This window comes from Aneurinibacillus tyrosinisolvens, assembly GCF_001015055.1.
Lineage (GTDB): Bacteria > Bacillota > Bacilli > Aneurinibacillales > Aneurinibacillaceae > Aneurinibacillus_A > Aneurinibacillus_A tyrosinisolvens.
In genome coordinates this window covers 1-20,839 of record NZ_BBWZ01000034.1, presented here as the reverse complement: position 1 = coordinate 20,839, position 20,839 = coordinate 1, and the positions used below count along the sequence as shown (strand labels likewise).

Below are 20,839 nucleotides of genomic sequence, written 5' to 3'. Positions count from 1 at the left end.
ATATCTATGTAATTTGTTTGGTTAACTGTACAAAGACTGTCCCGTCATTTCTTTAGGTTGCTCAATGCCAAGCAGTTTTAGAATCGTCGGGGAAATGTCCGCCAGAACCCCGCCTTCACGCAGGGCGGCATCCTTTTTCGTTAGAATGAACGGAACCGGATACGTACTGTGGGATGTAATCGGATTTCCTTTCTCGTCGAGCATTAAATCCGCGTTTCCATGGTCGGCCGTTATGAGAGCAACCCCGCCCTTAGCAAGGAGTGCATCCACTACTTTTCCTACGCATTCATCCACTGCTTCCACAGCTTTAATCGTAGGTGCCATGAGACCGGAATGCCCAACCATATCGCAGTTGGCGAAGTTCAGAATGATAACATCCTGGGCCTCCTGCCTGATTTCTTCAAGCAGAGCGTCCGTTACTTCATAAATGCTCATTTCCGGCTGCAAATCATAGGTTGCCACCTTCGGAGAATTAATGAGAATCCGCTTCTCTCCCTCAAATTCAGGTTCCCTTCCGCCGCTGAAAAAGAACGTAACGTGGGGATACTTTTCTGTTTCCGCAATGCGGAGCTGCTTCATCTTATGCTGCGCCAGCACCTCACCAAGCGTATTATCCAGGTTGGTCGGCTTGTAGGCAACATAGCCGTCCACACTCTCGCTGAACCTCGTCAGACACACATAGAAAAGGTGTTTCGGACACTTGTCTCCGCGATCGAACCCGCGAAAGTCTTCGTTTGTAAATACCTGTGAAAGCTGGATAGCACGGTCCGGACGGAAATTGAAGAAAATCACGCTGTCATTATCCTTTACAGTCGCTACAGGTGTACCGTCGCTGTTCACAATGACCGTTGGCATCACAAATTCATCATACACGCTATGCTTATATGACTCGCGTACCGCCTCGATCGGATCGGTGTACTGCGGCCCTTCCGCATAGACCATCGCCCGGTACGATTTTTCCGTACGTTCCCAGCGTTTGTCCCGGTCCATCGCATAGTAGCGGCCCTGCACCGTTGCGATACGCCCTACGCCGTATTCCTTAATTTTTTCCTGCAGTTCTTGAATATAATTAACCGCACTGTCAGGTGCCACATCTCTCCCATCAAGGAAGGCGTGGATGTATACTTCATGTAAATCCTGCTGTTTCGCGAGCCGCAGCAGCGCGAATAGGTGATCGATATGGCTGTGTACACCGCCATTTGACACTAACCCGTAAAGGTGCAGCGCGGTTCCGTTTTTCTTGGCGTGCTCTACTGCTTGAAGGAGGGTTTCATTTTGAAAAAACTCTCCTTCCTGGATGGCCTTTGTTACCCGCGTTAATTCCTGGTAGACGACCCGTCCGGCACCGAGGTTTAAATGCCCTACCTCGGAGTTGCCCATCTGGCCTTCCGGCAGCCCGACGGACAGTCCGCTTGCTCCAAGGGTTGTATGTGGAAATTGGCTCCAGTACCGTTCAAAGTTTGGCTTCTTAGCCTGCTTCACCGCATTGCCGTACTCTTCCGCTCTGCATCCAAAGCCGTCCATGATAATCAATGCTACAGGTTTAGGTCGACTCATTCCACTTTGCCTCCTAACGCTCCTTGTATCAGTTGTATAAATGAATCTGCAGTGAGGCTGGCTCCTCCTACAAGCGCTCCATCAATATCGGGCTGCTCCATGTAGGATGCGATATTTTCAGGTTTTACTGATCCTCCGTACTGAATACGCACCTGATTCGCTGTTTGTTCATCGAATGCCTCGGCTATAACGCTGCGAATGAAAGAGATAATCTCGCCCGCTTCTTCTGGGGAAGAAGATTTACCCGTTCCAATTGCCCAGATCGGCTCGTAAGCGATGACAAGCGTGCCGGCCTGTTCTGCGGTAAGGCCCTCAATAGCAGCCCGGACCTGGCCGCGAATCCATTCCTTTGTTTCTCCGGCTTCGTATTGAGCGAGGTTTTCTCCGACGCAAACAATGGGAGTTAATCCATGCGCAAAAGCAGCCTTTGCTTTCTTATTGACCCTCTCGTCTGTTTCGGCAAAATATTCCCGGCGTTCCGAATGGCCGATAATGACATAGCGCACGCCAATGCTTGTAAGCATTTCCGGACTGATTTCGCCCGTGTAAGCGCCGGATTCCTCCCAGTGCATATTCTGCGCACCTATGGCGATCGGGTATTCACCGAGAGATTCCGCAAGTGCCTGAAGTGCAGTAAACGGGGCACAAATAACGGTCTCCACGTCCCTTTCAGGCAGCAGCTGCCGTACCGCAATGGCGAACTCCCGCGCTTCTTCCACTGTTTTATTCATCTTCCAGTTGCCGGCAATAATCGGTACCCTTAACAAAATTAACTCAGCTCCTTATCAGCAAGAACTGCGACACCTGGCAGTTCTTTTCCTTCCATAAACTCAAGGGAGGCTCCGCCCCCAGTAGAAATGTGGGTCATAGCTTCCGCTACCCCGGCTTTTTCTACCGCGGCAACAGAGTCACCGCCCCCGATAATGGTTGTCCCGTCTACTTCCTGTAAAGCTCTTGCTACTTCATTTGTCCCATTGGCAAAAGCGTCCATTTCAAACACGCCCATTGGCCCGTTCCAGATGACTGTTTTTGACTCACGGATGGCGCCTTTGTACAACTCGATTGTTTTCGGCCCGATATCAAGCGCCTGCCAGCCATCCGGAATGGCGTTTACTTCCACCGTCTTTGTATTCGCGTCATTCGAGAAGGCATCTGCAACAACAACATCAAGCGGCACAAGGAAACGAACCCCTTTTTGCTCCGCTTTTTCCATAAATGACTTCGCAAGTTCTACTTTCTCTTCTTCCAGCAGTGAGTTGCCTACGTCAAAGCCCTGCGCCTTCACAAACGTATTGGACAGTCCGCCGCCTACAATTAAATTATCCACTTTGTCCAATAAATTCTCAATCACGCCGATTTTATCTTTTACTTTGGCCCCGCCGATAATGGCAGTAAAAGGACGTTCCGGCTGGGACAGCGCTTTGCCCATGAATTCAATTTCTTTCTCCATCAAAAACCCGGCCACCCCTTCAACATAGCGGGCAATGCCGGCTGTTGAAGCATGGGCGCGGTGGGCCGTTCCGAATGCGTCATTCACGAATAGATCGGCGAGCGAAGCGAACTGTTTGGACAGCTCCTCGTCATTCTTTTCCTCACCGGGATGAAAACGAACATTTTCGAGGAGCATAACATCTCCGTTAGCCAGCTTGTCAGCTGCATCCTGGACTTCCGGGCTGTACACCTCATCCATTTTAATGACGTTCTGCCCGAGCAGTTCGGAAAGCCTGTCTGCAACAACGCCAAGGCGCAGTTCCTCGACCACTTTTCCCTTCGGGCGGCCCAGGTGGCTGGACATAATAATCCTTGCACCCTGCCCGATTAAATACTCAATCGTAGGAAGGGCAGCACGAATGCGTGTATCGTCGGTAATGCTGCCATTTTCCATCGGTACATTAAAGTCGAACCGGCAAAATACACGTTTTCCTTTTACATCTACATCACGAACAGACTTTTTGTTCATAAAAGACATCCTCCTTGATAAGAAAAGAAGGAGAGAATGCAAATTTTTTCTCCCCTTCCATAGCTTTCTATATTTTATCTTTTACAAACCTTTTTTTGCAACAAAATTCACCAAATCAACGACACGATTTGAGTAACCCCACTCATTGTCATACCAGGATACAACCTTCACCAGATTGTCTTCAATAATCATCGTAGACAGCCCATCGATGATGGAAGAACGCGGATCTCCATTGTAGTCGCGTGATACAAGCGGTTCATCCGAGAAGCCGAGAATCCCCTTCAGTTCGTTGTCCGCAGCGTTCTTTAACGCCGCATTGATTTCCTCTACCGATGTATTCTTATCCAGTTCTGCCACAAGGTCAACAACAGAAACGTTCGGTGTAGGAACACGCATCGCAAATCCGTTTAACTTGCCTTTAAGAGCAGGAAGAACCAGAGCGACTGCGCGAGCGGCACCTGTCGATGTTGGGATAATGTTTTCCGCAGCGGCACGGGCACGGCGAAGATCCTTGTGCGGCAAATCAAGGATTTGCTGGTCATTTGTGTATGAATGCACGGTTGTCATCAGTCCGCGGCGAATGCCGAAGTTATCATTAAGCACCTTGGCAAACGGAGCCAGACAGTTCGTTGTACAAGAAGCATTGGAAATAACATGGTGGTTGTTCGGATCGTAGTTCTCATGGTTAACACCAAGCACAATCGTAATATCTTCGTTTGTAGCCGGTGCGGAAATGATGACTTTCTTTGCTCCCGCTTCCAGGTGCTTGGCTGCATCTTCTCTTTTGGTAAAACGTCCTGTCGCTTCGATAACGATATCCACGCCCCATTCCTTCCACGGAAGGTTCGCCGGATCACGCTCGGCGGACACTTTCATTTCCTGATCGCCAACGATAATGCTGTTTTCTCCGGCACGTACAGTCTCCGGATAGACGCCGTGAATAGAGTCGTATTTGAAAAGGTGGGCCAGCGTCTCCGCGTTCGTCAAGTCATTAATCCCTACAATTTGAATATCAGGATTCTGCAGGGCAACACGCGCCACGTTCCGTCCAATTCGACCAAATCCGTTAATTGCAATCTTTACCATTTCTTTTCCTCCTTCAGCTTTTAAAAAATAATGTGCAATGTATTTTAGGGACTATCTTATGGTATCCAGTAATGCCAGTACTTCTCTAATTGCCGCCTCGTCCGTAACCAGGGTGTAATTGCCCCGGTTTTCAATATAGGACAAAATCGCTTCTGCCTTGCTTTTCCCGCCTGCAATGGCAAGCACCGAGTCTATTTTTTGCACACTCTCCATGGGCATACCCATCGTACTCATCCGGTAAACCATCTCCCCGGAGCGGTTAAAATAGTAGCCAAACACTTCGGAAACCGCTTTTCGCTCTTTTAGTATACGGAGAATTTCCTGATTCAAACCCCGCCTGCGGGACATTTCAACTGCTTCCCCGATTCCGTGGACAAGCAGGCGTGCGCTTCCAATGAGCTGCAGTACATTGGAAATCGCGGGATCACGTTTCACATTGCGCTGAACTTCCTCATCCATTACGTCGGGAATGTGCAGGAGCCGATGCGAAACCCCGAGCTTTGCGGCCATCCGGGCAGCGATTGTATTCGCCTCCAGGTCCACTTCTTCTCCCAGGGCTCCCCTTGCAGGCACGAAGACGACCCCGTTCAGATGGGACAGCGGTAAATAATTCGCCATCCGTGCCACACTGCTTCCCCCGGCAACCGCCACAACGGTATCTTCGACAAGCGAATGGAATAATTCCCCAGCAGCGTGACGGGACAATTCTTCCCGCACCCATTCACTTTCATCTGAATTTCCGGGCACAATACTAACGCGCCGAATCCCCAGACGCCGGGCCGCCTCTTCTTCCAGCGAACCAATGCCGTCGGCTTCCTTCCAGAAAGAATGGAAGGCTGCCATGATTTCTTCACCTTCTGCTGTAATAAACATCCCGGCACGGTTAGAATCAATGAGCCGCTGTTCCCGTAAAAAATCCACTTCACGCCGGATGACGCGCTCCGTATTCTGCAGTGTATCCGCAAGCATCCTTCTGCCGACAGGCTGGAGCAGCCGGATTTGCCGGAGAATCTTGTAGCGGCTCTCCATAATCGGTAACGTTTCCGGCGCCATTCTTTGCAGCAGTGTAATCCAGTTTATTTCGGACAATGGCTTCCCACCTTACAGGGACACAAAACGTCCCTACGAGATAAATAATGTCCCATATAGTGTTTAAAAAAATACCTGTTTTTAAACAGGTATTTTTTTCTTCTTTTTCATCTTATCAAATTTTGACAGCCGATTCAACCCTGCTCTTTCATTCTCAACTCCAGCTCACGCCGAAGCCAGAGTTCAGCCATCTTCGATACGAATACTTTTTCCCCGTCAATGTGGACAACCGGGATAACCAGGTCATATTCGGCATGAATCTCTTCATCCTTCGTGATGTCGAACATTTCGATTTCAAGCGGATAATCGCGGGCCACTCTCTCTACTTTTTCTTTCACCTGCATGCACAGGCCGCAGCCTTCCCGTGTATAAATCGTAATATGAAAAGGCCGCCTGTTGTCTGCCGTCATGTTTCCTGCTCCTTTGATCTAAAAGCGTTTTCTCTTGGAAGAAGAATCAATATTTAGTTCTTCCCGGTATTTCGCCACTGTGCGGCGCGAAATATCAATTCCTTCTTTAACAAGGATATCCGTAATCTTCTGATCGGATAGCGGTTTTTTCCTGTCTTCTTTTTCTACCATTGATTTGATCTTTTCCTTAATGGTTAGAACGGAGGATGCTTCTCCGCCGTCTACCCGGCTGAGCCCTGTAGCGAAGAAATATTTGAGTTCGAATAACCCCCGGGGTGTCTGCACATATTTATTGCTTGTTGCCCTGCTGATTGTAGATTCATGCATTCCGACCTTCTCCGCTATGTCGCGCAGGGTCATTGGCTTGAGGCCAGTAATTCCCCGCTCAAAGAAAGCCTTCTGCTCCTCAACAATCGCCTGGGTTACTTTGTAAAGCGTCATGCGGCGCTGTTCGATGCTTTTAATGAGCCAGAGCGCGGAATGCAGCTTATCCTGAATGTACCGGTAAGCCGGGTCTTGCTCATCCTTCTGCAGCATTTGCTGATAGAAGCGGTTAATGCTCAAATTCGGCGTTGTACCATCATTGACGATGACAATGTACTCCCCCTGCACCTTTTCTACCGTGACATCCGGTGTAATATAGCGGGGTGTCCCTTTTGCAAATATGGCGGCGGGCCTTGGATTTAGTGTACGCACATAATCCGCGATTTGCTGCACTTCCTGTACGGTTATTTTCAGGGTAGCCGCGATTTTCTGGTATCTCTTCGCCCCGAGATCTTCCAGATAGTCTTCAACAACAGCCGCGGCCAGCACATTTTCTTCCGGCTCCTCTTTTATTTGTAAAAGCAGGCACTCCGAAAGCGTTCTCGCTCCTACTCCTACCGGGTCCAGGCTTTGGAGAAGCCACAGTATTTCCTCCGCTTCCTGTACCTTCACACCAAGAATCTCTGAAACTTCTTCTATCGAAATCACAAGGTAACCGCTTTCATTCAAATTACCAATAAGGTACTTAACAATGCGAAGTTCGATTTGTGTCAAATGTTTAAGCATCGCCACCTGCTCAAGCAAATGGCTTTCCAGCGTTACGCCGCCGGAAGCTACAAAATCAAGCGGATCATATTCATTCGTACCGGCGCTGGAGCTTCCCCGGCTGTAATAGGTCTCGTCCCCGGTGGCCCGGGCCTTTATATATTCGTCTCTGTCTATATCGATTCGTTTGTCGCTGTCTATCTTCTTCTCTGCTTCTCCGTAAAGCATTTCTTTCTGCTTCTCTGACAAATCGAGAACCGGATTCTCGTTTGCCTGCTCGTGAAGGAATTCAAGTAAATCAACTGCAGAATATTGCAGAATGGTTATCGCCTGCCGCAATTCAGGTGTCATGACCAATTTCAACGTCTGTTGCTGATATAAACCAAACCCCATTTGCATCTGGCATCACCTTCTGTTCTATAGAAGTCTTTTTCTATACCGTTATTATACAACAAGGGTCCGTATTTTCTCTAGCAAAAATCTTGCCAAGAACAGAAAAACATCGCGGGCATGCCGCTCGTTCTTTCCCCTCCTGGAAGCGGGACGGCCGCTTAGTCTCACGACGGGCGGACCGGCAAAACATCTGGGTATCTCAATGATGGAGACAATTGCCGGTCTGTTTCGCCCTATGTTCCACACGCTCCACAGGGGAAAGAAAAGAGTCGTCATCGCCCGCAATGTTTTTCTTGAACGTTGGAACCTTACGGTTCTATGATAAAAATGAAAAAAGCCTTGCGCTGATGCGCAAGGCTTTTCTTTCTCTATCGAAATCATTATAAGTTATCCCTATCTTCATCATCCACCAGGTCATTCACTGCACGGGCTGTTCTGTCTTTTGCTTCGCCGTACTCTTCCTGCACTTTGCCTTTTGCTTTGTCTACATTTCCTTCAAGTCGTGTTGATTCATCGCCTGTCATCTCGCCCCACTGCTTCTTCGCTTCGCCTTTGACCTGGTTCCATTTTCCTTTTAGTTTGTCGTCATTCATCGTTGATCGCTCCTTTAAAAAGAATTCAGCCACTCAGGTGCAGCAGCAATTTTGGCTGTATGTACTAATTACCCGATGAAAAAATGCCCCAAACATTTGTCCCTTCACGTGGGAAAGGGAAAACGGTAAAATGACAGGGATGCTACAATCAAGGAGGCTCACATGAAAAACTACGTACTTGCAGGCGGATTGGCTTTGATGTTGGCCGGAAGCTTACTGTCCGGATGCTCAGGCCAGCCGTCCGAAGGAAACACAGCGGCCCCTGCGGCGCAGCAGCCCGCTTCTTCATCTCCAGCTGAAAAACCTGCTGAAAACGCCGGAACCCCGGCAGTAAAATCTCCAACCGGAGATAACGGGGCAGCTGGCCAGCATGAGCAGAGTAACCTGCCAAAAACAAAACAGGGAACGATAAACATCGAAGGCAGCGATCAACAAATGACATTCAAGCTGTTTGAAGCCAACTTGAAAGGATCGGCTTCTTTTACCACGTACTATCCTGAAGACATGAAGGCAGAGGAAGTAGGTTCTGGCGAAGCTCGATTTACTTTAAACAACAACAAGGACGCGTACGTTTCCGTTGTTTCCCTTCCAGGCGTAAAAACAGACAAGGAAGCGGAAAAAGCAGCGGAAAACACCAATAAAGCGATCCAGCCTCTTAATGAAAAAAATCAAGCGTGGACGTTAAAGGAATATAATATCGATGAAACGAAAAACAACACGGATTACGGTGGCAGCGTTCTTATCGGAAAGCACGGTAGCGGCTACTTCCTCGTTGCTTACTACTTCCCGGTTGAAGCCGGTGACGGAATGGGGCCGCGAATCGATGCGATTTTGAAAAACTGGGTGTGGAGCGATACAGGTGAACACCTAGTGAAGGCCCCATAGAAAAACCGCAGCGCCCTCGGGGCCTGCGGTTTCTTTTCATTAAGGAAAGGTTCTTATAATATTTCTTTAAAAAATCCGGCTGTAACAGCGAGAGCTTCCAGAAGCTGTTCCGTGTCACCCTGGTAAGGATGCACCGTGTTAAACGTATGCCCCGCTCCCTCAATCCAGTGCAGCTTTGCGTTTCTCGCGTGCTGTTCAAGGCTTTGCGCTCCCTTTACGAGCCGGGCAAAGTCCTCTTTCCCCTGGACAATGAGCAGCGGCGGCTGCATTTTTGCCACGCAATTCAGCAAGTCGTACTGCCTTGCATTTACATCAATATCGTCAATCGCCGCTTTCTCAATTGGCATTTTCTGGCCCGTTCTTCCATTGACAATATACCCGTTCCCATTTTCTTCGACCTGCTTGCGGATTTCACCGCCAAACACATCGACATGGGCAATGCCGTTCCAGGTAACGACTGCTTTTATGTTTTCAGGATAGGAGAACGCGTAAAGCAGCGAATCCCCGCCTCCCTTGCTATGCCCTACCAATCCGATACGGGCCGTATTCATTTGCTGCGCCAGCGGCACGTTCCCGCGCTTTATTTGCTGAATAAGAAAATCGAGGTCACTTAACTCCTGCTGGTACGTATTCCGGCCAAACTTCTCCAGCTCCGTGAAATTTTCCAGGTCGCGTCCGACCCCGTTGCCCGAAAAGTTAAAGGTAATCGCCACAAACCCTTCGGATGCGAGATACTCGCCAATCCGGGGAAACATCCCCCAATCTTTAAATCCTTTAAAGCCATGGCAGATGATAACAACAGGCTTTTTACTGAACGGGTCTGCTCCATCCTTTATGAAGATATCTCCGCGAATGGTTAATTCTTTTTCTCGTGTCATTTCAAAAGGCTGCTTCATCTCTCATCTCTCCCTCGCTTCATCGCCTCATTAGGCGAATTGGTCTGGAGCGAACGCATGCTCCGGGGACCGTGAAGATAAGTCTGCCTCTCTTACTTCCACTACATGGCGGTTGTACACAATCATCTGCCGGCCTTCACTCATCGTCTCAAAGACAAACGCCCGGTTTTTCAGTGTATAGAGAATAGACCCTATTTCGCACACCCGTTCCCCGTCAAGGTCGCTGTACGTTAATTGTATCACTTTTCCGATATAGCTGTCGTATTGCATCATTTTCAAAGCCCCTTTCTTTATCCCCTATGTCTATTCGTGTATTTTTTCTATTATACATACTTTCTTACCAGTATTTTCATCTTCGACAAAGGTTCTATAAATACGGCTGAAGTCGACATTTTGTTTAGTATGATTAAATTAAGGGAAAAACGCATATAAATGAAGAGAGTATAGTGCACACTTTTAATATTTGACCTTTTTTGACCAATGCGGTACTATATTTAGTAAATACGAGAGGAGGAAGTAACAGTGAACTTAATTCCTACAGTTATCGAACAAACGAACCGCGGTGAAAGAGCCTACGATATTTATTCTCGCCTTCTAAAGGATCGGATTATTTTTCTGGGCACAGGCATTAATGACCAGGTAGCAAACAGTGTTGTCGCACAATTGCTGTTTCTTGCCGCCGAAGACCCAGAGAAAGATATTAGTGTGTATATTAATAGCCCTGGCGGTTCCATTACATCGGGAATGGCGATTTATGATACGATGCAATTCATTAAACCCGATGTATCGACGATTTGCGTGGGGATGGCTGCGTCTATGGGCGCTTTCCTGCTGACAGCAGGGGCTCCGGGCAAGCGTTATGCACTGCCGAACAGCGAAGTAATGATTCACCAGCCGCTGGGCGGGGCACAGGGCCAGGCATCGGATATTCAAATCGCAGCGACCCGTATTTTGAAAATGCGCGATTCTTTAAACCGAATCATCGCAGACCGATCCGGCCAGCCGCTTGAAAGAGTCGAGAAGGACACGGATCGTGACTACTTCATGACAGCCCAGGAAGCACAGGAATATGGCCTCGTGGACAAGGTTATTGAAAGCCTTGGCAAAAAGGATCCAAACGTTCTGTAAAGAAAACTTGGCTAGCACCAAGCCGCAGGCGCCGGTGATCGCCTTAGTTACCCTTATGTAGATAAGAAAGCACAAAACAAAAAGCCCGAAATGTCGATGCATTCCGGGCTTTTCCTCTTTATTTCTATTCCTCGCGCTGAACCATCTCGGTAAGGCTTTTTACCGCTTCTTCCGCATCCGTTCCTTCTGCGCTGATTGTAATTTCCGCTCCTATGCCAACAGCAAGACTCATAATCCCCATAATGCTTTTCGCATTAACTTTCCTGTTCTCTCTCTCAATGAATATCTCGGATGCATACCGATTCGCCTCCTGCACGAAAAAAGCAGCAGGACGGGCCTGCAGACCGGTTTTCAGCTTTACTACCACACTTTCCTGCACCACACAACTAACCTCCCCGCCCTCTACCAGGCTTCATTTTTTTCAATTATACCATGATTGTGTTGATTATTCTGCCGGTTTGGCCTCTTTTACGCGAAGTTTTGAAGCGATTTCATTAATTTTTCGCAACCGGTGATTGATGCCTGATTTGCTCACCTTTCCCCCCGGCAGCATTTCACCCAGCTCCGCCAGGTTCATGTCCCTGTACTTCAAGCGCAGTTCGGCCACTTGACGGAGTTTATCCGGCAGGTTGTTCAGTCCGAGCTCTTCATCAATAAGCATAATGTTTTCAATTTGCTGCATCGATGCCGCTACGGTTTTATTCAGATTCGCCATATCACAATTATTGAGGCGGTTTGCTGAGTTTTTCATATCCTTCACAATGCGGACGTCCTCAAAAAAGAACAGCGCCTGGTGCGCTTCGATAATCCGCAGGAACTCGGCGATTTTCTCGCCTTCCTTAATATACATAATATGCCCTTTTTTTCTCTCGATACAACGGGCGTTTAATCCGAAATTATTCGAAAGCTCCACGAGCCTGTCGCAGTGTTCCTGATGGGAAGAGAAAATCTCAAGATGATAGCTGGAAGCTTCCGGGTGGTTGACCGAGCCCCCCGCCAGGAAAGCCCCGCGCAGGTACGCGCGCTTACAGCAATCATCTTTAATAATCGCATCAGAAATCCCGTAATAAAACGTTCCCTCGCTCATAATCCCCAATTGCTCAAGAATTTCGCGCGCACTTTGCGGAATCCGCACAAGGTAAACGTTGTTCTTCTTCAGCCTCATTTTTTTACGCACAAGTAATTCCGCATGAATATGAAAAATTTTTTTGATAAGCGAATAAATCCGCCGGGCAATCGCCGCATTCTCTGTCGAAATGTCGAGGACGAATCGTTTTCCGCCGAATTGGAGGGCTCCGTTCATGCGAATGAGAGCGGTTAATTCCGCTCTCTCACAGCACAACGGCGTATTAAGCTGTGTAAGTTCTTTTTTCGTTTGCGCAGCAAAGGACATGCGATCACCTCATCATGCTTTCGCGCCGATTAACTCCATAATAATCTGACTGAGTTTTACGGCGTCATGGCGTAAAAACCCATCATAAATAAGCAAATTATCGGCGATAATATGGTACCCTTTTGCCATCAGGTTCTGTTCCGAGTAAGCTACCGGTTCTGACCCTTTGGCGGCGTACATTGCCCGGACTTCATCCGTTACCGTTCCATTATTCACGATAACATGCTGAAACAGCGAGTTACCCACGTGATCGTGGATCGCCTGGATATGATCCTCCGCCTGGTACCTGTCTGTTTCGCCGGGCTGGGTCATTACATTCGATATATAGGCTTTTACCGCTTTGCTTTCCCGAATCGCTTCCACAATTCCCGGGACAAGCAAGTTGGGCAGGATGCTTGTGTAAAGGCTTCCAGGCCCGATAAGAATCGCATCGGCCTGCTTCAGTGCATCGATTGCCTCCTGAAGTCCGTGTACGTTCTCCCTATCAATGAATACGCGCTTTATCCGTTTTCCGGATTTAGGAATTATCGATTCACCGGACACAATCGTCCCATCCTCCATTTCCGCATGAAGGACAATCGAGTGATTGGCAGCCGGCAGCACCCGCCCTCTTACCGCAAGGACGTGGCTCAACTGCTCAATCGCCCCCACAAAATCACCGCTGATTTCCGTCAGCGCGGCGATCAATAGATTCCCAATCGAATGGCCCGCCAGCCCGTTTCCATTTACGAAACGGTGCTGCAGCAGGCTTTCGAGGAGCGGTTCCGTATCGGCAAGCGAGACCAGTACATTTCTAATATCTCCCGGAGGCGGCATGTGCAATTCACTGCGGAGCCTTCCGGAGCTTCCGCCATCGTCGGCCACCGTTACGATAGCTGTAATATCAATCGGCTCATGCTTTAAGCCGCGAAGCAGGACAGAAAGCCCTGTTCCTCCCCCAATAACGACAACGCGGGGTTTATTCTGTTGTATCTTCATACTCCACCTCTATGAACGACCTCTCTCCATATCCCGGTGAGTTACACGAACGTTATATTGATCATGGTAACGTTCTCCCAGATACTCCGCAATAGCTACAGAACGGTGTTTACCGCCTGTACAGCCAATCCCTACCACAAGCTGGCTTTTCCCCTCTTGCTGGTAATGCGGAAGAGTGTAGTCTATCAGATTCGTTAGCTTTCCTAAAAACTCCTGCGTGACATCCCACTTGAATACGTAGTCGGATACCTCGGCGTCTTTTCCTGTTTTAGGCCGGAGTGTATCCACGTAGTGTGGGTTAGGCAGGAAGCGGACGTCAAATACGAGATCGGCATCAATCGGAATGCCGAATTTAAAACCGAATGACTGAATGTTCACCGTCAGCTTTTGATTGATATGGCTGAACACCTGGCTAATTTTTTCCTTTAACAATACGGGCTTCAGGTGCGAAGTATCAATAATTAAATTAGCCAGCCCTTTTAATTCCTCAAGCAGCTTCCGTTCAGCGTGGATTCCGTCAAGCGGAAGTCCCTCCGGAGCAAGCGGATGATTGCGCCTCGTTTCTTTGTAGCGCTGGACAAGCGTCTGATCGCTCGCATCCAAAAAAAGAATTTGATATGATATATTCTCCATTTCCCGGATGCGTTCAAGCGATTCGGCAAGAGAGTCGAAAAACTCCCGTCCGCGCAAATCGATGACAAGTGCTACCTTCTCAATGCGCCCTCCGGACTGGTTAATCAGTTCTGCAAACTTAGGGATAAGAACGGGTGGTAAATTATCTACACAGAAGAAGCCAAGATCCTCAAGCTTTTGGATGGCTACCGTCTTTCCGGCCCCCGACATCCCTGTAATAATGAGCAAATTAATTTCGTTCATTTTCTTTTCCATCAGTTTATTCACTTCCCACGAAAAAAGATAGGGCTTCCCCCTTAAAACGTTATTCTTTCGTTAATTTAAGCATAACACCCCTGTCAATACAAATGAGAACACGATCTGGTCTTTCGCAAAAAAAGACGCAGACTTCTGTCTGCGCCAAGTTAACTATCATAAAAGGGGTCAATTAATTATCTTTACTATACCTCTTTTATATTTCGGTAGTGTTACAGAGTTGTTAAAATTTCGTTACTTTTATATTTTCTTAACGGGAAGCGCCGGCTTCTTCCTTTAAACGCTCTTCCAAGCTTTCTACATAATACTGGGCAGAAAGGGCAGCATCCGCTCCGTCCCCTGTCGCTGTAACGACCTGGCGCAGCGTTTTCTCCCGCACATCACCTGCCGCAAAAATACCCGGGATGCGTGTGCGCATTTTTTCGTCTGTTTCAATGTAGCCCGCTTCATTGGTGATGCCTAGATTTTTCACGGCAGCAGTGAGCGGGTCCATTCCTACATAAATAAACGCACCATTCGCTTTAAATTCCGTTTCTTCTCCCGTTTCACGATTGCGAAGCAGGACGGATTGGACAACGTTCTCTCCGCGGATTTCTTTGACGTCCGTGTTCCAGATAAAGTTCACTTTTTCATTCTCAAACGCCCGCTTTTGCAGGATTTTCTGCGCGCGCAGTTCACCGCGGCGGTGGATAATCGTAACTTTTGTCGCAAAGCGTGTCAGAAACACACCTTCCTCGACCGCGGAATCTCCACCCCCCACGACAACAAGCTCTTTGCCGCGGAAGAAAGCCCCGTCACAGACGGCGCAATAGGAAACCCCGCGTCCGGACATTTCTTTTTCACCCGGAACGCCCAATTCCCGGTGTTCCGCTCCTGTCGTAATAATGACAGCTTTTGCTTTATATTCTTTGTCTCCAACTTTTACTGTTTTGTACGGATTGCCGTCCACAATTTCCTTAATATCGCCATATTGGTATTCAGCCCCGAATTTTTTCGCATGCTCAAACATTTTAGTCGATAAATCGGGCCCTAGAATGGATTCAAATCCTGGGTAGTTCTCTATTTCTTCCGTATTGGCCATTTGTCCGCCCGGAATCCCGCGTTCGATCATTAATGTGCTCATGTTTGCACGAGATGTATAAACAGCCGCTGTCATTCCTGCCGGGCCTGCTCCTGCAATGATTACATCATAAACTTTTTCTTCGCTCATCATTACTACCTCCCAATTATATATATCTTTACCTCAAAAAAAGAGGTTATACTCACTTCATCGATATATTTCGATTTAATGTCTCCATCATAAAACGAATTGCAGCAAATGTCTACTATACCTTTGCCTATTGTACATAAAAATACCCCGGTATTGTACCGGGGTTCTTCGTTTTTCTTGTTATTTCCCGTTTTTACGCAGCTTATGAACGGGTTTTCTGCACCACGCATGCCTGATGAATCATCTTATAAATCCGGGCGAGCGATGCGGCGGATACTCCGTAGCGGGCTGCCATTTCCTGCTGTGTAACCGGGTGGTTGTTTCTTCGTGCGATAACAAACTCAACGGAAGCAGCCCATGCTTCTTTCTTGCGAATCGAAGGAACATCCGGATACGCCTTGCCGATATATTCTACCCATAGCGTATGGGCTTCCTGCTGCTCAAAAATATCATAGCGCTCCTGCATTCGCTCTTGAAAGCAATCCGCAACTTCCTGCCATTTATCGAGCCAGACAGGGAGCTTGCCGGAAGGGCTTTGCGAGTCGATTGTTGTCGCCTGATGGTTAATAATGGCCTGATACGGCTCTTTTGCCCCGATTTTTCGAAGAACAGAAATAGCAACCTTCTTCAAATAGTCGTCCTCAGCAGGGTTGATAAGGAAAAGGCGCAATGCAGCCTCCACTTCCTCGTCAGCTACGTATTCAAAAGCCTCGATAACCTCCAGCTTGGTATCTTTATCTCCAAAACGAAGCGCCCAGAGAAGCGAGGAGCGAATAAGCGGATCCCGTTTCATTTCTTCGTCCATTTCTCCCTTTGGATAAAAAAACTCATCCGCGTCAGGGAGCTGGTAATGATAAGAGGCCTCCTGGATGGCAGACATCCCCATCTCCTTAAGGCGTATATGTTTTAAGTAAAAAGGTGCAATCTTTTCGGATGAGTCCAGCCGATCAACCTTTTTCCACAGCGCTTCCGCCGCCTTTAATCTTCCGGAGTTGTAGGCGGCGACCGCTCCATAATGGAGCATATGCAAATCGCAGTACCCTGTTTGGGTGATCATTTTGCGAAACAGGAAGTAGGCCGCGTCGTTCTCCCCGAGAATGCCAAGTGTGGTGGCCAGCTTGTAGGTTTGGTCGAAATGATAAGGAATGATTTTCTTTAATAAAGCGAGCAGCTCATCCAGCTTCTCCCTGTTTTTAACATGAGAATAAAACACCGCAAGATTACAAAGCCCATGAATGTTGTATGGCTCCATTTCAAGTACGCTGTCTACCGTCTCCATTGCCTTCTCAAAACGGCCCATATAATAGTAACAGAGCGCTAAGTTATTGCGTGCGGCAATAAATTTCGGATGGGTCTCACACAGGCCTTTCAACAGACGGGATGCCTGCGTAAAGCGCCCTTCTTCAAGCATTCGGCGCGCTCTGTCATGGAGAAGCGTAACCTCAAGGTCCTCTTCGGTTTCTCTTTCCCGTGGAGACTGCTGCAATTGGTATGTTATATAGTCAAGTAAATCTTCCGCTTCATCCGCATAATCGTCATTCGGAAAGATTTCAAGATATTTCAAAATGTATTGCTCTGCCAGCTCAAAATCCATAAGGTTGGCATAATTGCTCGCGAGGTAGAAGTAGCATTCCTCCATTGAGGGATCCACTTCTTCGAGCACATGCCAGACGAGCCGGTTGGACTCTTCATATTTTCCCATTTCCGCGAGAACGCCCGCCATGCTGCAGTAATGATCCGGGTTCTTGGGTTCAAGTTCAACGGCTTTACGAAAGCAGCGTAAAGCTTTCTGGAAATTAAGTTTATCAAGGTATTTCATTGCTCGCTCATAATAGAAATTTGCGTCCATGTTGATGGGAACAATGTTACTTTTCTTTTTCGGCACATGTTGTTGCTTGGCCATATGTCCCTCCAGTTAGTTATGCTTATACCTTTAGTATAGCACAATCAAGAGGGTTTTCTCCACATGGGGGGCATTCCAGAAATTAGCTAGGGATTCATATACTGTTAAATGGGTTCAAAAACCTGTCTTTTCGTTCCACGAGGAAGGGATTTTGTATGTATCGACCTCCTCTTGCTCCTTTCGAAACTTTCCTACTTTCTTACATGTAAGGATTTCTTATTTTCCCAAAAGGAGGGAGAGCGATGTTATAAGAATCTTCCTTTCCCACTTTAAAGCGACTTTTCCACTTTAAAGCGACATATACTTAATCAATAAGAAAAACATCGCGGGCATGCCGCTCGTCCTTTCCCCTTCTGGAAGCTGGACGGCCGCTTAGTCTCACGCCGGGCGGACCGGCAAAACATCTGGGTATCTCAATGATGGAGACAATTGCCGGTCTGTTTCGCCCTATGTTCGACACGCTCCACAGGGGGAAAAGAAAAGAGCCGTCATCGCCCGCGATGTTTTTCTTTGACTTTGGGACCGCACGGTCCCATGATAGTAATTCCCTTTAACACTTTAAAGCAACATATACTTTCTTTAACGATAAACAAGACCGCTTCTTATTATAGAAGCGGTCTGCAGCACTAAATCCTAATTATTCCGCTCTTTTTGCCAAAAATGTTGAATTGTCCCCAAAGTGAATTTTGAATTCACCTTCTACTATATCTTCATGCTTCATTCTGAGCCATCCAGTGCCGTGAAGATAGTCTCCTTCATCTGTCCCTTCCCACGTGAACTCATACTTCCCGCCATTTGAATACTCTACGATTTTGCCGTCCATTTGGCCTTGAACCAGACCAAACTGAAAATGATCAGTGAGACCCGCCCTGATTGTAATGTGGGCCCGCACTTCTATATTCACGTAATCTTGATCCCACATTTCCATTTCGCTAATATGCCAAACTCCTTCGATTTTCATATCAACACACTCGGTCGATTTCGAAATCCCCGGAATCGTCAGCTTCACCTGTCAGGCAGGTGAAGCATGCATTCCATCCTGCAATAGCCGTTCCAATCGCCCAGATCTGTTGGCCACATTGACTGCAGAGAGTTCCTTCTTGTTTAGCCGAAACTGCTGCTTTCAGTTGTATGATAATATCCTGCCTTTTTTCTTTAGGGTTGCTTTTTATATAAGATGCAACGAATTTATCAATAGATGTAGGAATCACTTGCGAAACCTCTCCCTCTTGCTAATAATGGATTACCTCAAGAAGAACCTTGATTACCTATAATCGTTAACTCTGGGAATCGAATTCCTCGACATATTGGTCGATATCGAAATTTTTCATTTTCCTCGCGCAGCAAAACTTGTATTTCAAACCGCTATCGCAAAGACAAGGATCGTATACGTTAGCAGGACCCAGCGTATCCTTGAGTGCTTTTCTCAGATCGGTCAAATCCTCTGTATATTCTAAGCCTATAATGTAATGCCAGCCGAACCGCTTGCATATAAGGGCAACCTTCTCCCCTTTCTTTTCCGACTGTACTTTTACAATAATGGGACGCTGTTCCGTACCGAGAGAGAACATGCCGCTTCCTCCTCCTTTCCTGAATTCCAACTTTCTTTCACTTCCGGCAAGATACTTGTCCAACGTTCGCGAATTCTCATGTTGCAATTTTTGAATTTATAATAACACAAAAGGCCTTCAGGTGGTTGATACCTCCTGAAGACCTTGATTTTCGTAGTGGTGTACCCTTACGGGTATTATTGATATCATTCTAACGAGAAGTAATTCGAGGTAGTTAGAATGACAATTTATGGTGCACCCTCAACGGGTACTACTGATATCATTCTAGCAGGAAGTAATTCGACGTAGATAGAATGATAATTAATGGTGCACCCTCAACGGGTACTACTGATTTCATCTGAACAAGGAAGCTGATTCGACGTCGTACAGATGAAGATAGATGGTGCGGGTGGAGGGACTTGAACCCCCACGCCGAAGCGCTAGATCCTAAGTCTAGTGCGTCTGCCAATTCCGCCACACCCGCACATGGGATAAATATATGGTGAGCCATACTGGACTCCGACGCGCACGACGCGCGAGGTTCTGCGTTAGGCACAGGACGTGCCTGCTTTTAGCAGAACTTCCTCTCTGGTGAGAGTCCAAAGGATGAAAAGGCACAATTCTTCGGACTTGATCATGGTATGCTTTCCACCTAAATGGTGAGCCATACTGGACTCGAACCAGTGACACCCTGATTAAAAGTCAGGTGCTCTACCAACTGAGCTAATGGCTCATTCGTTAAGAATGAAGTGGTACATGGCTGGGGTACCTGGATTCGAACCAGGGCATGACGGAGTCAAAGTCCGTTGCCTTACCGCTTGGCTATACCCCATCAAATAACTGGTGGAGGGGGACGGATTCGAACCGCCGAACCCTCAGGGAGCGGATTTACAGTCCGCCGCGTTTAGCCACTTCGCTACCCCTCCGCAGTGATGGTGGCTCGGGACGGAATCGAACCGCCGACACGAGGATTTTCAGTCCTCTGCTCTACCGACTGAGCTACCGAGCCATGCTATAGTCAACCTTTTTCAAACATAAAAAATGGCGGAGCCGAGGGGACTCCGACACGCACGATGTGCGAGGTTCGGCGTTGCAACAGGACGTTGCGGTTTTAGCCAAACTTCCTCTCGGGTGAGAGGTCCGTCTACCTTACTGTTAAATAAATGGCGGAGCCGACGGGACTCGAACCCGCGACCTCCGGAGTGACAGTCCAGCGTGAACTCCAACTTCACCACGGCTCCGCATTTATAAATGAAACTATACCATCATTGCCCTTCCGGGCCCCGTAAAAGTAATCGAACTATGCTGCAAAGCATTGGCTTCACTTTTATAGGATAATAATGGTGCCGGCGAAAGGACTTGAACCCTCAACCCCCTGATTACAAGTCAGGTGCTCTACCAGTTGAGCTACACCGGCATATGGTGGAGGATGACGGGATCGAACCGCCGACCCTCTGCTTGTAAGGCAGATGCTCTCCCAGCTGAGCTAATCCTCCGACGCACAGGACGTGCTAGTATCGCTAACGCAACAGGACGTTGCGGTTGTTAGCGATGGATAAATGGTGACCCGTAGGGGATTCGAACCCCTGAATGCATGCGTGAAAGGCATGTGAGTTAAGCCGCTTCTCCAACGGGCCAATAGGATGTTGGTCGTTCTGCGTTAGGCACAGGACGTGCCTGCTCTTAGCAGAACTTCCTTATCTACCTTTGAAAAAAGGTGGCTCCGCAGGCCGGACTCGAACCAGCGACCGATCGGTTAACAGCCGATTGCTCTACCGACTGAGCTACTGCGGAATAACAGGACGTGCCTGCTTTTAGCAGAACTTCCTTTTTAAAGGTTTTTACACCTTCAAAACTGAATCAGAAGAAACAAGCGTCTTTGTATTAAATT

At 47.9% G+C, this 20,839-nt stretch carries 22 protein-coding genes and 10 tRNA genes; 2 read left to right on the top strand and 30 right to left on the bottom strand.

Annotated elements, in window-relative coordinates; genetic code table 11:
- Positions 1 to 21 precede the first annotated feature (21 nt).
- The 8 genes from gpmI to MBEAL2_RS21635 all read right to left on the bottom strand — a co-directional run bounded on the left by gpmI (position 22) and on the right by MBEAL2_RS21635 (position 8,117).
- Positions 22 to 1,557: a 2,3-bisphosphoglycerate-independent phosphoglycerate mutase gene (gene gpmI, locus MBEAL2_RS21670; protein WP_047154326.1), complete on the bottom strand. Its 1,536-nt coding sequence runs from the start codon at positions 1,555 to 1,557 to the stop codon at positions 22 to 24.
- On the bottom strand, positions 1,554 to 2,324 hold the full coding sequence (tpiA, locus tag MBEAL2_RS21665) for a triose-phosphate isomerase (RefSeq protein WP_500778848.1): 771 nt from the start codon (positions 2,322 to 2,324) through the stop codon (positions 1,554 to 1,556). The genes gpmI and tpiA overlap by 4 nt, the downstream gene beginning before the upstream one ends.
- Positions 2,325 to 2,326: 2 nt before the next feature.
- Positions 2,327 to 3,517 carry a phosphoglycerate kinase gene (locus tag MBEAL2_RS21660; RefSeq protein WP_047154325.1) on the bottom strand — a complete coding sequence of 397 codons (1,191 nt, stop codon included), beginning with the start codon at positions 3,515 to 3,517 and terminating at the stop codon, positions 2,327 to 2,329.
- Positions 3,518 to 3,598: 81 nt separating this feature from the next.
- The gene (gene gap / locus MBEAL2_RS21655; RefSeq protein WP_047154324.1) at positions 3,599 to 4,603 is read right to left on the bottom strand and encodes a type I glyceraldehyde-3-phosphate dehydrogenase; all 1,005 of its coding nucleotides are present in this window, start codon (positions 4,601 to 4,603) and stop codon (positions 3,599 to 3,601) included.
- A 51-nt stretch (positions 4,604 to 4,654) separates the two neighbouring features.
- Positions 4,655 to 5,692 carry a sugar-binding transcriptional regulator gene (locus tag MBEAL2_RS21650; RefSeq protein ID WP_052947901.1) on the bottom strand — a complete coding sequence of 346 codons (1,038 nt, stop codon included), beginning with the start codon at positions 5,690 to 5,692 and terminating at the stop codon, positions 4,655 to 4,657.
- 134 nt (positions 5,693 to 5,826) lie between these two features.
- Entirely contained in the window at positions 5,827 to 6,102 is a 276-nt protein-coding gene (locus tag MBEAL2_RS21645) for a glutaredoxin family protein (protein WP_047154323.1), read from the bottom strand.
- 18 nt (positions 6,103 to 6,120) lie between these two features.
- Entirely contained in the window at positions 6,121 to 7,530 is a 1,410-nt protein-coding gene (gene rpoN, locus MBEAL2_RS21640; protein WP_047154322.1) for an RNA polymerase factor sigma-54, read from the bottom strand.
- Between the two features lie 374 nt (positions 7,531 to 7,904).
- Positions 7,905 to 8,117 carry a CsbD family protein gene (locus MBEAL2_RS21635; RefSeq protein ID WP_047154321.1) on the bottom strand — a complete coding sequence of 71 codons (213 nt, stop codon included), beginning with the start codon at positions 8,115 to 8,117 and terminating at the stop codon, positions 7,905 to 7,907.
- Positions 8,118 to 8,279: 162 nt separating this feature from the next.
- Here MBEAL2_RS21635 and MBEAL2_RS21630 point away from each other — a divergent pair, with 162 nt between their 5' ends.
- Positions 8,280 to 9,002 carry a hypothetical protein gene (locus MBEAL2_RS21630; protein ID WP_047154320.1) on the top strand — a complete coding sequence of 241 codons (723 nt, stop codon included), beginning with the start codon at positions 8,280 to 8,282 and terminating at the stop codon, positions 9,000 to 9,002.
- A gap of 53 nt (positions 9,003 to 9,055) precedes the next feature.
- Here the strand turns inward: MBEAL2_RS21630 and MBEAL2_RS21625 are convergent, their stop codons facing one another.
- Together MBEAL2_RS21625 and MBEAL2_RS21620 are read right to left on the bottom strand one after the other, a co-directional pair.
- Complete coding sequence (locus tag MBEAL2_RS21625) at positions 9,056 to 9,898, bottom strand: alpha/beta hydrolase family protein (RefSeq protein ID WP_047154319.1); 843 nt, start codon at positions 9,896 to 9,898, stop codon at positions 9,056 to 9,058.
- 30 nt (positions 9,899 to 9,928) lie between these two features.
- Complete coding sequence (locus MBEAL2_RS21620; protein WP_047154318.1) at positions 9,929 to 10,171, bottom strand: hypothetical protein; 243 nt, start codon at positions 10,169 to 10,171, stop codon at positions 9,929 to 9,931.
- Positions 10,172 to 10,420: 249 nt separating this feature from the next.
- Here MBEAL2_RS21620 and clpP point away from each other — a divergent pair, with 249 nt between their 5' ends.
- Positions 10,421 to 11,026 (top strand): ATP-dependent Clp endopeptidase proteolytic subunit ClpP, encoded by a 606-nt coding sequence (clpP, locus tag MBEAL2_RS21615; RefSeq protein ID WP_047154317.1) that lies wholly within the window; start codon positions 10,421 to 10,423, stop codon positions 11,024 to 11,026.
- Between the two features lie 124 nt (positions 11,027 to 11,150).
- Here clpP and MBEAL2_RS21610 read toward each other — a convergent pair whose 3' ends face one another.
- The 20 genes from MBEAL2_RS21610 to MBEAL2_RS21520 all read right to left on the bottom strand — a co-directional run bounded on the left by MBEAL2_RS21610 (position 11,151) and on the right by MBEAL2_RS21520 (position 20,742).
- On the bottom strand, positions 11,151 to 11,408 hold the full coding sequence (locus MBEAL2_RS21610) for an HPr family phosphocarrier protein (RefSeq protein ID WP_047154316.1): 258 nt from the start codon (positions 11,406 to 11,408) through the stop codon (positions 11,151 to 11,153).
- A gap of 63 nt (positions 11,409 to 11,471) precedes the next feature.
- Positions 11,472 to 12,419, bottom strand: coding sequence for a DNA-binding protein WhiA (gene whiA, locus MBEAL2_RS21605; protein ID WP_047154315.1), 948 nt, complete (start codon positions 12,417 to 12,419; stop codon positions 11,472 to 11,474).
- Between the two features lie 12 nt (positions 12,420 to 12,431).
- The gene (gene mgfK, locus MBEAL2_RS21600; RefSeq protein WP_047154314.1) at positions 12,432 to 13,397 is read right to left on the bottom strand and encodes a gluconeogenesis morphogenetic factor MgfK; all 966 of its coding nucleotides are present in this window, start codon (positions 13,395 to 13,397) and stop codon (positions 12,432 to 12,434) included.
- A gap of 9 nt (positions 13,398 to 13,406) precedes the next feature.
- A complete protein-coding gene (rapZ, locus tag MBEAL2_RS21595) occupies positions 13,407 to 14,285 on the bottom strand; it encodes an RNase adapter RapZ (protein ID WP_047154358.1) in 879 nt (292 codons plus the stop codon).
- Between the two features lie 250 nt (positions 14,286 to 14,535).
- On the bottom strand, positions 14,536 to 15,495 hold the full coding sequence (gene trxB, locus MBEAL2_RS21590; protein WP_047154313.1) for a thioredoxin-disulfide reductase: 960 nt from the start codon (positions 15,493 to 15,495) through the stop codon (positions 14,536 to 14,538).
- A gap of 202 nt (positions 15,496 to 15,697) precedes the next feature.
- Positions 15,698 to 17,398, bottom strand: coding sequence for a tetratricopeptide repeat protein (locus MBEAL2_RS21585; protein ID WP_047154312.1), 1,701 nt, complete (start codon positions 17,396 to 17,398; stop codon positions 15,698 to 15,700).
- Positions 17,399 to 17,702: 304 nt separating this feature from the next.
- Complete coding sequence (locus MBEAL2_RS31975) at positions 17,703 to 17,858, bottom strand: hypothetical protein (RefSeq protein ID WP_161798265.1); 156 nt, start codon at positions 17,856 to 17,858, stop codon at positions 17,703 to 17,705.
- A gap of 177 nt (positions 17,859 to 18,035) precedes the next feature.
- Positions 18,036 to 18,359 (bottom strand): hypothetical protein, encoded by a 324-nt coding sequence (locus tag MBEAL2_RS21580; RefSeq protein WP_047154311.1) that lies wholly within the window; start codon positions 18,357 to 18,359, stop codon positions 18,036 to 18,038.
- A 1-nt stretch (position 18,360) separates the two neighbouring features.
- Positions 18,361 to 18,609 carry a hypothetical protein gene (locus MBEAL2_RS21575; RefSeq protein WP_047154310.1) on the bottom strand — a complete coding sequence of 83 codons (249 nt, stop codon included), beginning with the start codon at positions 18,607 to 18,609 and terminating at the stop codon, positions 18,361 to 18,363.
- 66 nt (positions 18,610 to 18,675) lie between these two features.
- A complete protein-coding gene (locus tag MBEAL2_RS21570) occupies positions 18,676 to 18,969 on the bottom strand; it encodes an SEC-C metal-binding domain-containing protein (RefSeq protein WP_082130086.1) in 294 nt (97 codons plus the stop codon).
- Between the two features lie 380 nt (positions 18,970 to 19,349).
- Positions 19,350 to 19,432, bottom strand: a tRNA-Leu gene (locus tag MBEAL2_RS21565).
- A gap of 173 nt (positions 19,433 to 19,605) precedes the next feature.
- Positions 19,606 to 19,681: transfer RNA gene (locus MBEAL2_RS21560), tRNA-Lys, on the bottom strand.
- Between the two features lie 24 nt (positions 19,682 to 19,705).
- A tRNA-Gln gene (locus tag MBEAL2_RS21555) sits at positions 19,706 to 19,780 on the bottom strand.
- Positions 19,781 to 19,789: 9 nt separating this feature from the next.
- Positions 19,790 to 19,874: transfer RNA gene (locus MBEAL2_RS21550), tRNA-Tyr, on the bottom strand.
- Between the two features lie 7 nt (positions 19,875 to 19,881).
- Positions 19,882 to 19,957, bottom strand: a tRNA-Phe gene (locus MBEAL2_RS21545).
- 155 nt (positions 19,958 to 20,112) lie between these two features.
- A tRNA-Asp gene (locus MBEAL2_RS21540) sits at positions 20,113 to 20,189 on the bottom strand.
- 100 nt (positions 20,190 to 20,289) lie between these two features.
- A tRNA-Thr gene (locus MBEAL2_RS21535) sits at positions 20,290 to 20,365 on the bottom strand.
- 3 nt (positions 20,366 to 20,368) lie between these two features.
- Positions 20,369 to 20,444 (bottom strand) — tRNA-Val (locus tag MBEAL2_RS21530).
- Positions 20,445 to 20,508: 64 nt separating this feature from the next.
- Positions 20,509 to 20,585 (bottom strand) — tRNA-Glu (locus tag MBEAL2_RS21525).
- A gap of 81 nt (positions 20,586 to 20,666) precedes the next feature.
- Positions 20,667 to 20,742: transfer RNA gene (locus tag MBEAL2_RS21520), tRNA-Asn, on the bottom strand.
- Positions 20,743 to 20,839: the final 97 nt, after the last annotated feature.

Bases quoted from the DNA above. Each gene is read 5' to 3' on its own strand.
- gpmI (WP_047154326.1), bottom strand. From the start codon at position 1,557: ATGAGTCGACCTAAACCTGTAGCATTGATTATCATGGACGGCTTTGGA.
- MBEAL2_RS21660 (WP_047154325.1), bottom strand. From the start codon at position 3,517: ATGAACAAAAAGTCTGTTCGTGATGTAGATGTAAAAGGAAAACGTGTA.
- gap (WP_047154324.1), bottom strand. From the start codon at position 4,603: ATGGTAAAGATTGCAATTAACGGATTTGGTCGAATTGGACGGAACGTG.
- MBEAL2_RS21645 (WP_047154323.1), bottom strand. From the start codon at position 6,102: ATGACGGCAGACAACAGGCGGCCTTTTCATATTACGATTTATACACGG.
- rpoN (WP_047154322.1), bottom strand. From the start codon at position 7,530: ATGCAAATGGGGTTTGGTTTATATCAGCAACAGACGTTGAAATTGGTC.
- MBEAL2_RS21635 (WP_047154321.1), bottom strand. From the start codon at position 8,117: ATGAATGACGACAAACTAAAAGGAAAATGGAACCAGGTCAAAGGCGAA.
- MBEAL2_RS21630 (WP_047154320.1), top strand. From the start codon at position 8,280: ATGAAAAACTACGTACTTGCAGGCGGATTGGCTTTGATGTTGGCCGGA.
- MBEAL2_RS21625 (WP_047154319.1), bottom strand. From the start codon at position 9,898: ATGAAGCAGCCTTTTGAAATGACACGAGAAAAAGAATTAACCATTCGC.
- MBEAL2_RS21620 (WP_047154318.1), bottom strand. From the start codon at position 10,171: ATGATGCAATACGACAGCTATATCGGAAAAGTGATACAATTAACGTAC.
- whiA (WP_047154315.1), bottom strand. From the start codon at position 12,419: ATGTCCTTTGCTGCGCAAACGAAAAAAGAACTTACACAGCTTAATACG.
- mgfK (WP_047154314.1), bottom strand. From the start codon at position 13,397: ATGAAGATACAACAGAATAAACCCCGCGTTGTCGTTATTGGGGGAGGA.
- rapZ (WP_047154358.1), bottom strand. From the start codon at position 14,285: ATGGAAAAGAAAATGAACGAAATTAATTTGCTCATTATTACAGGGATG.
- trxB (WP_047154313.1), bottom strand. From the start codon at position 15,495: ATGAGCGAAGAAAAAGTTTATGATGTAATCATTGCAGGAGCAGGCCCG.
- MBEAL2_RS21585 (WP_047154312.1), bottom strand. From the start codon at position 17,398: ATGGCCAAGCAACAACATGTGCCGAAAAAGAAAAGTAACATTGTTCCC.
- MBEAL2_RS21580 (WP_047154311.1), bottom strand. From the start codon at position 18,359: ATGAAAATCGAAGGAGTTTGGCATATTAGCGAAATGGAAATGTGGGAT.
- MBEAL2_RS21570 (WP_082130086.1), bottom strand. From the start codon at position 18,969: ATGTTCTCTCTCGGTACGGAACAGCGTCCCATTATTGTAAAAGTACAG.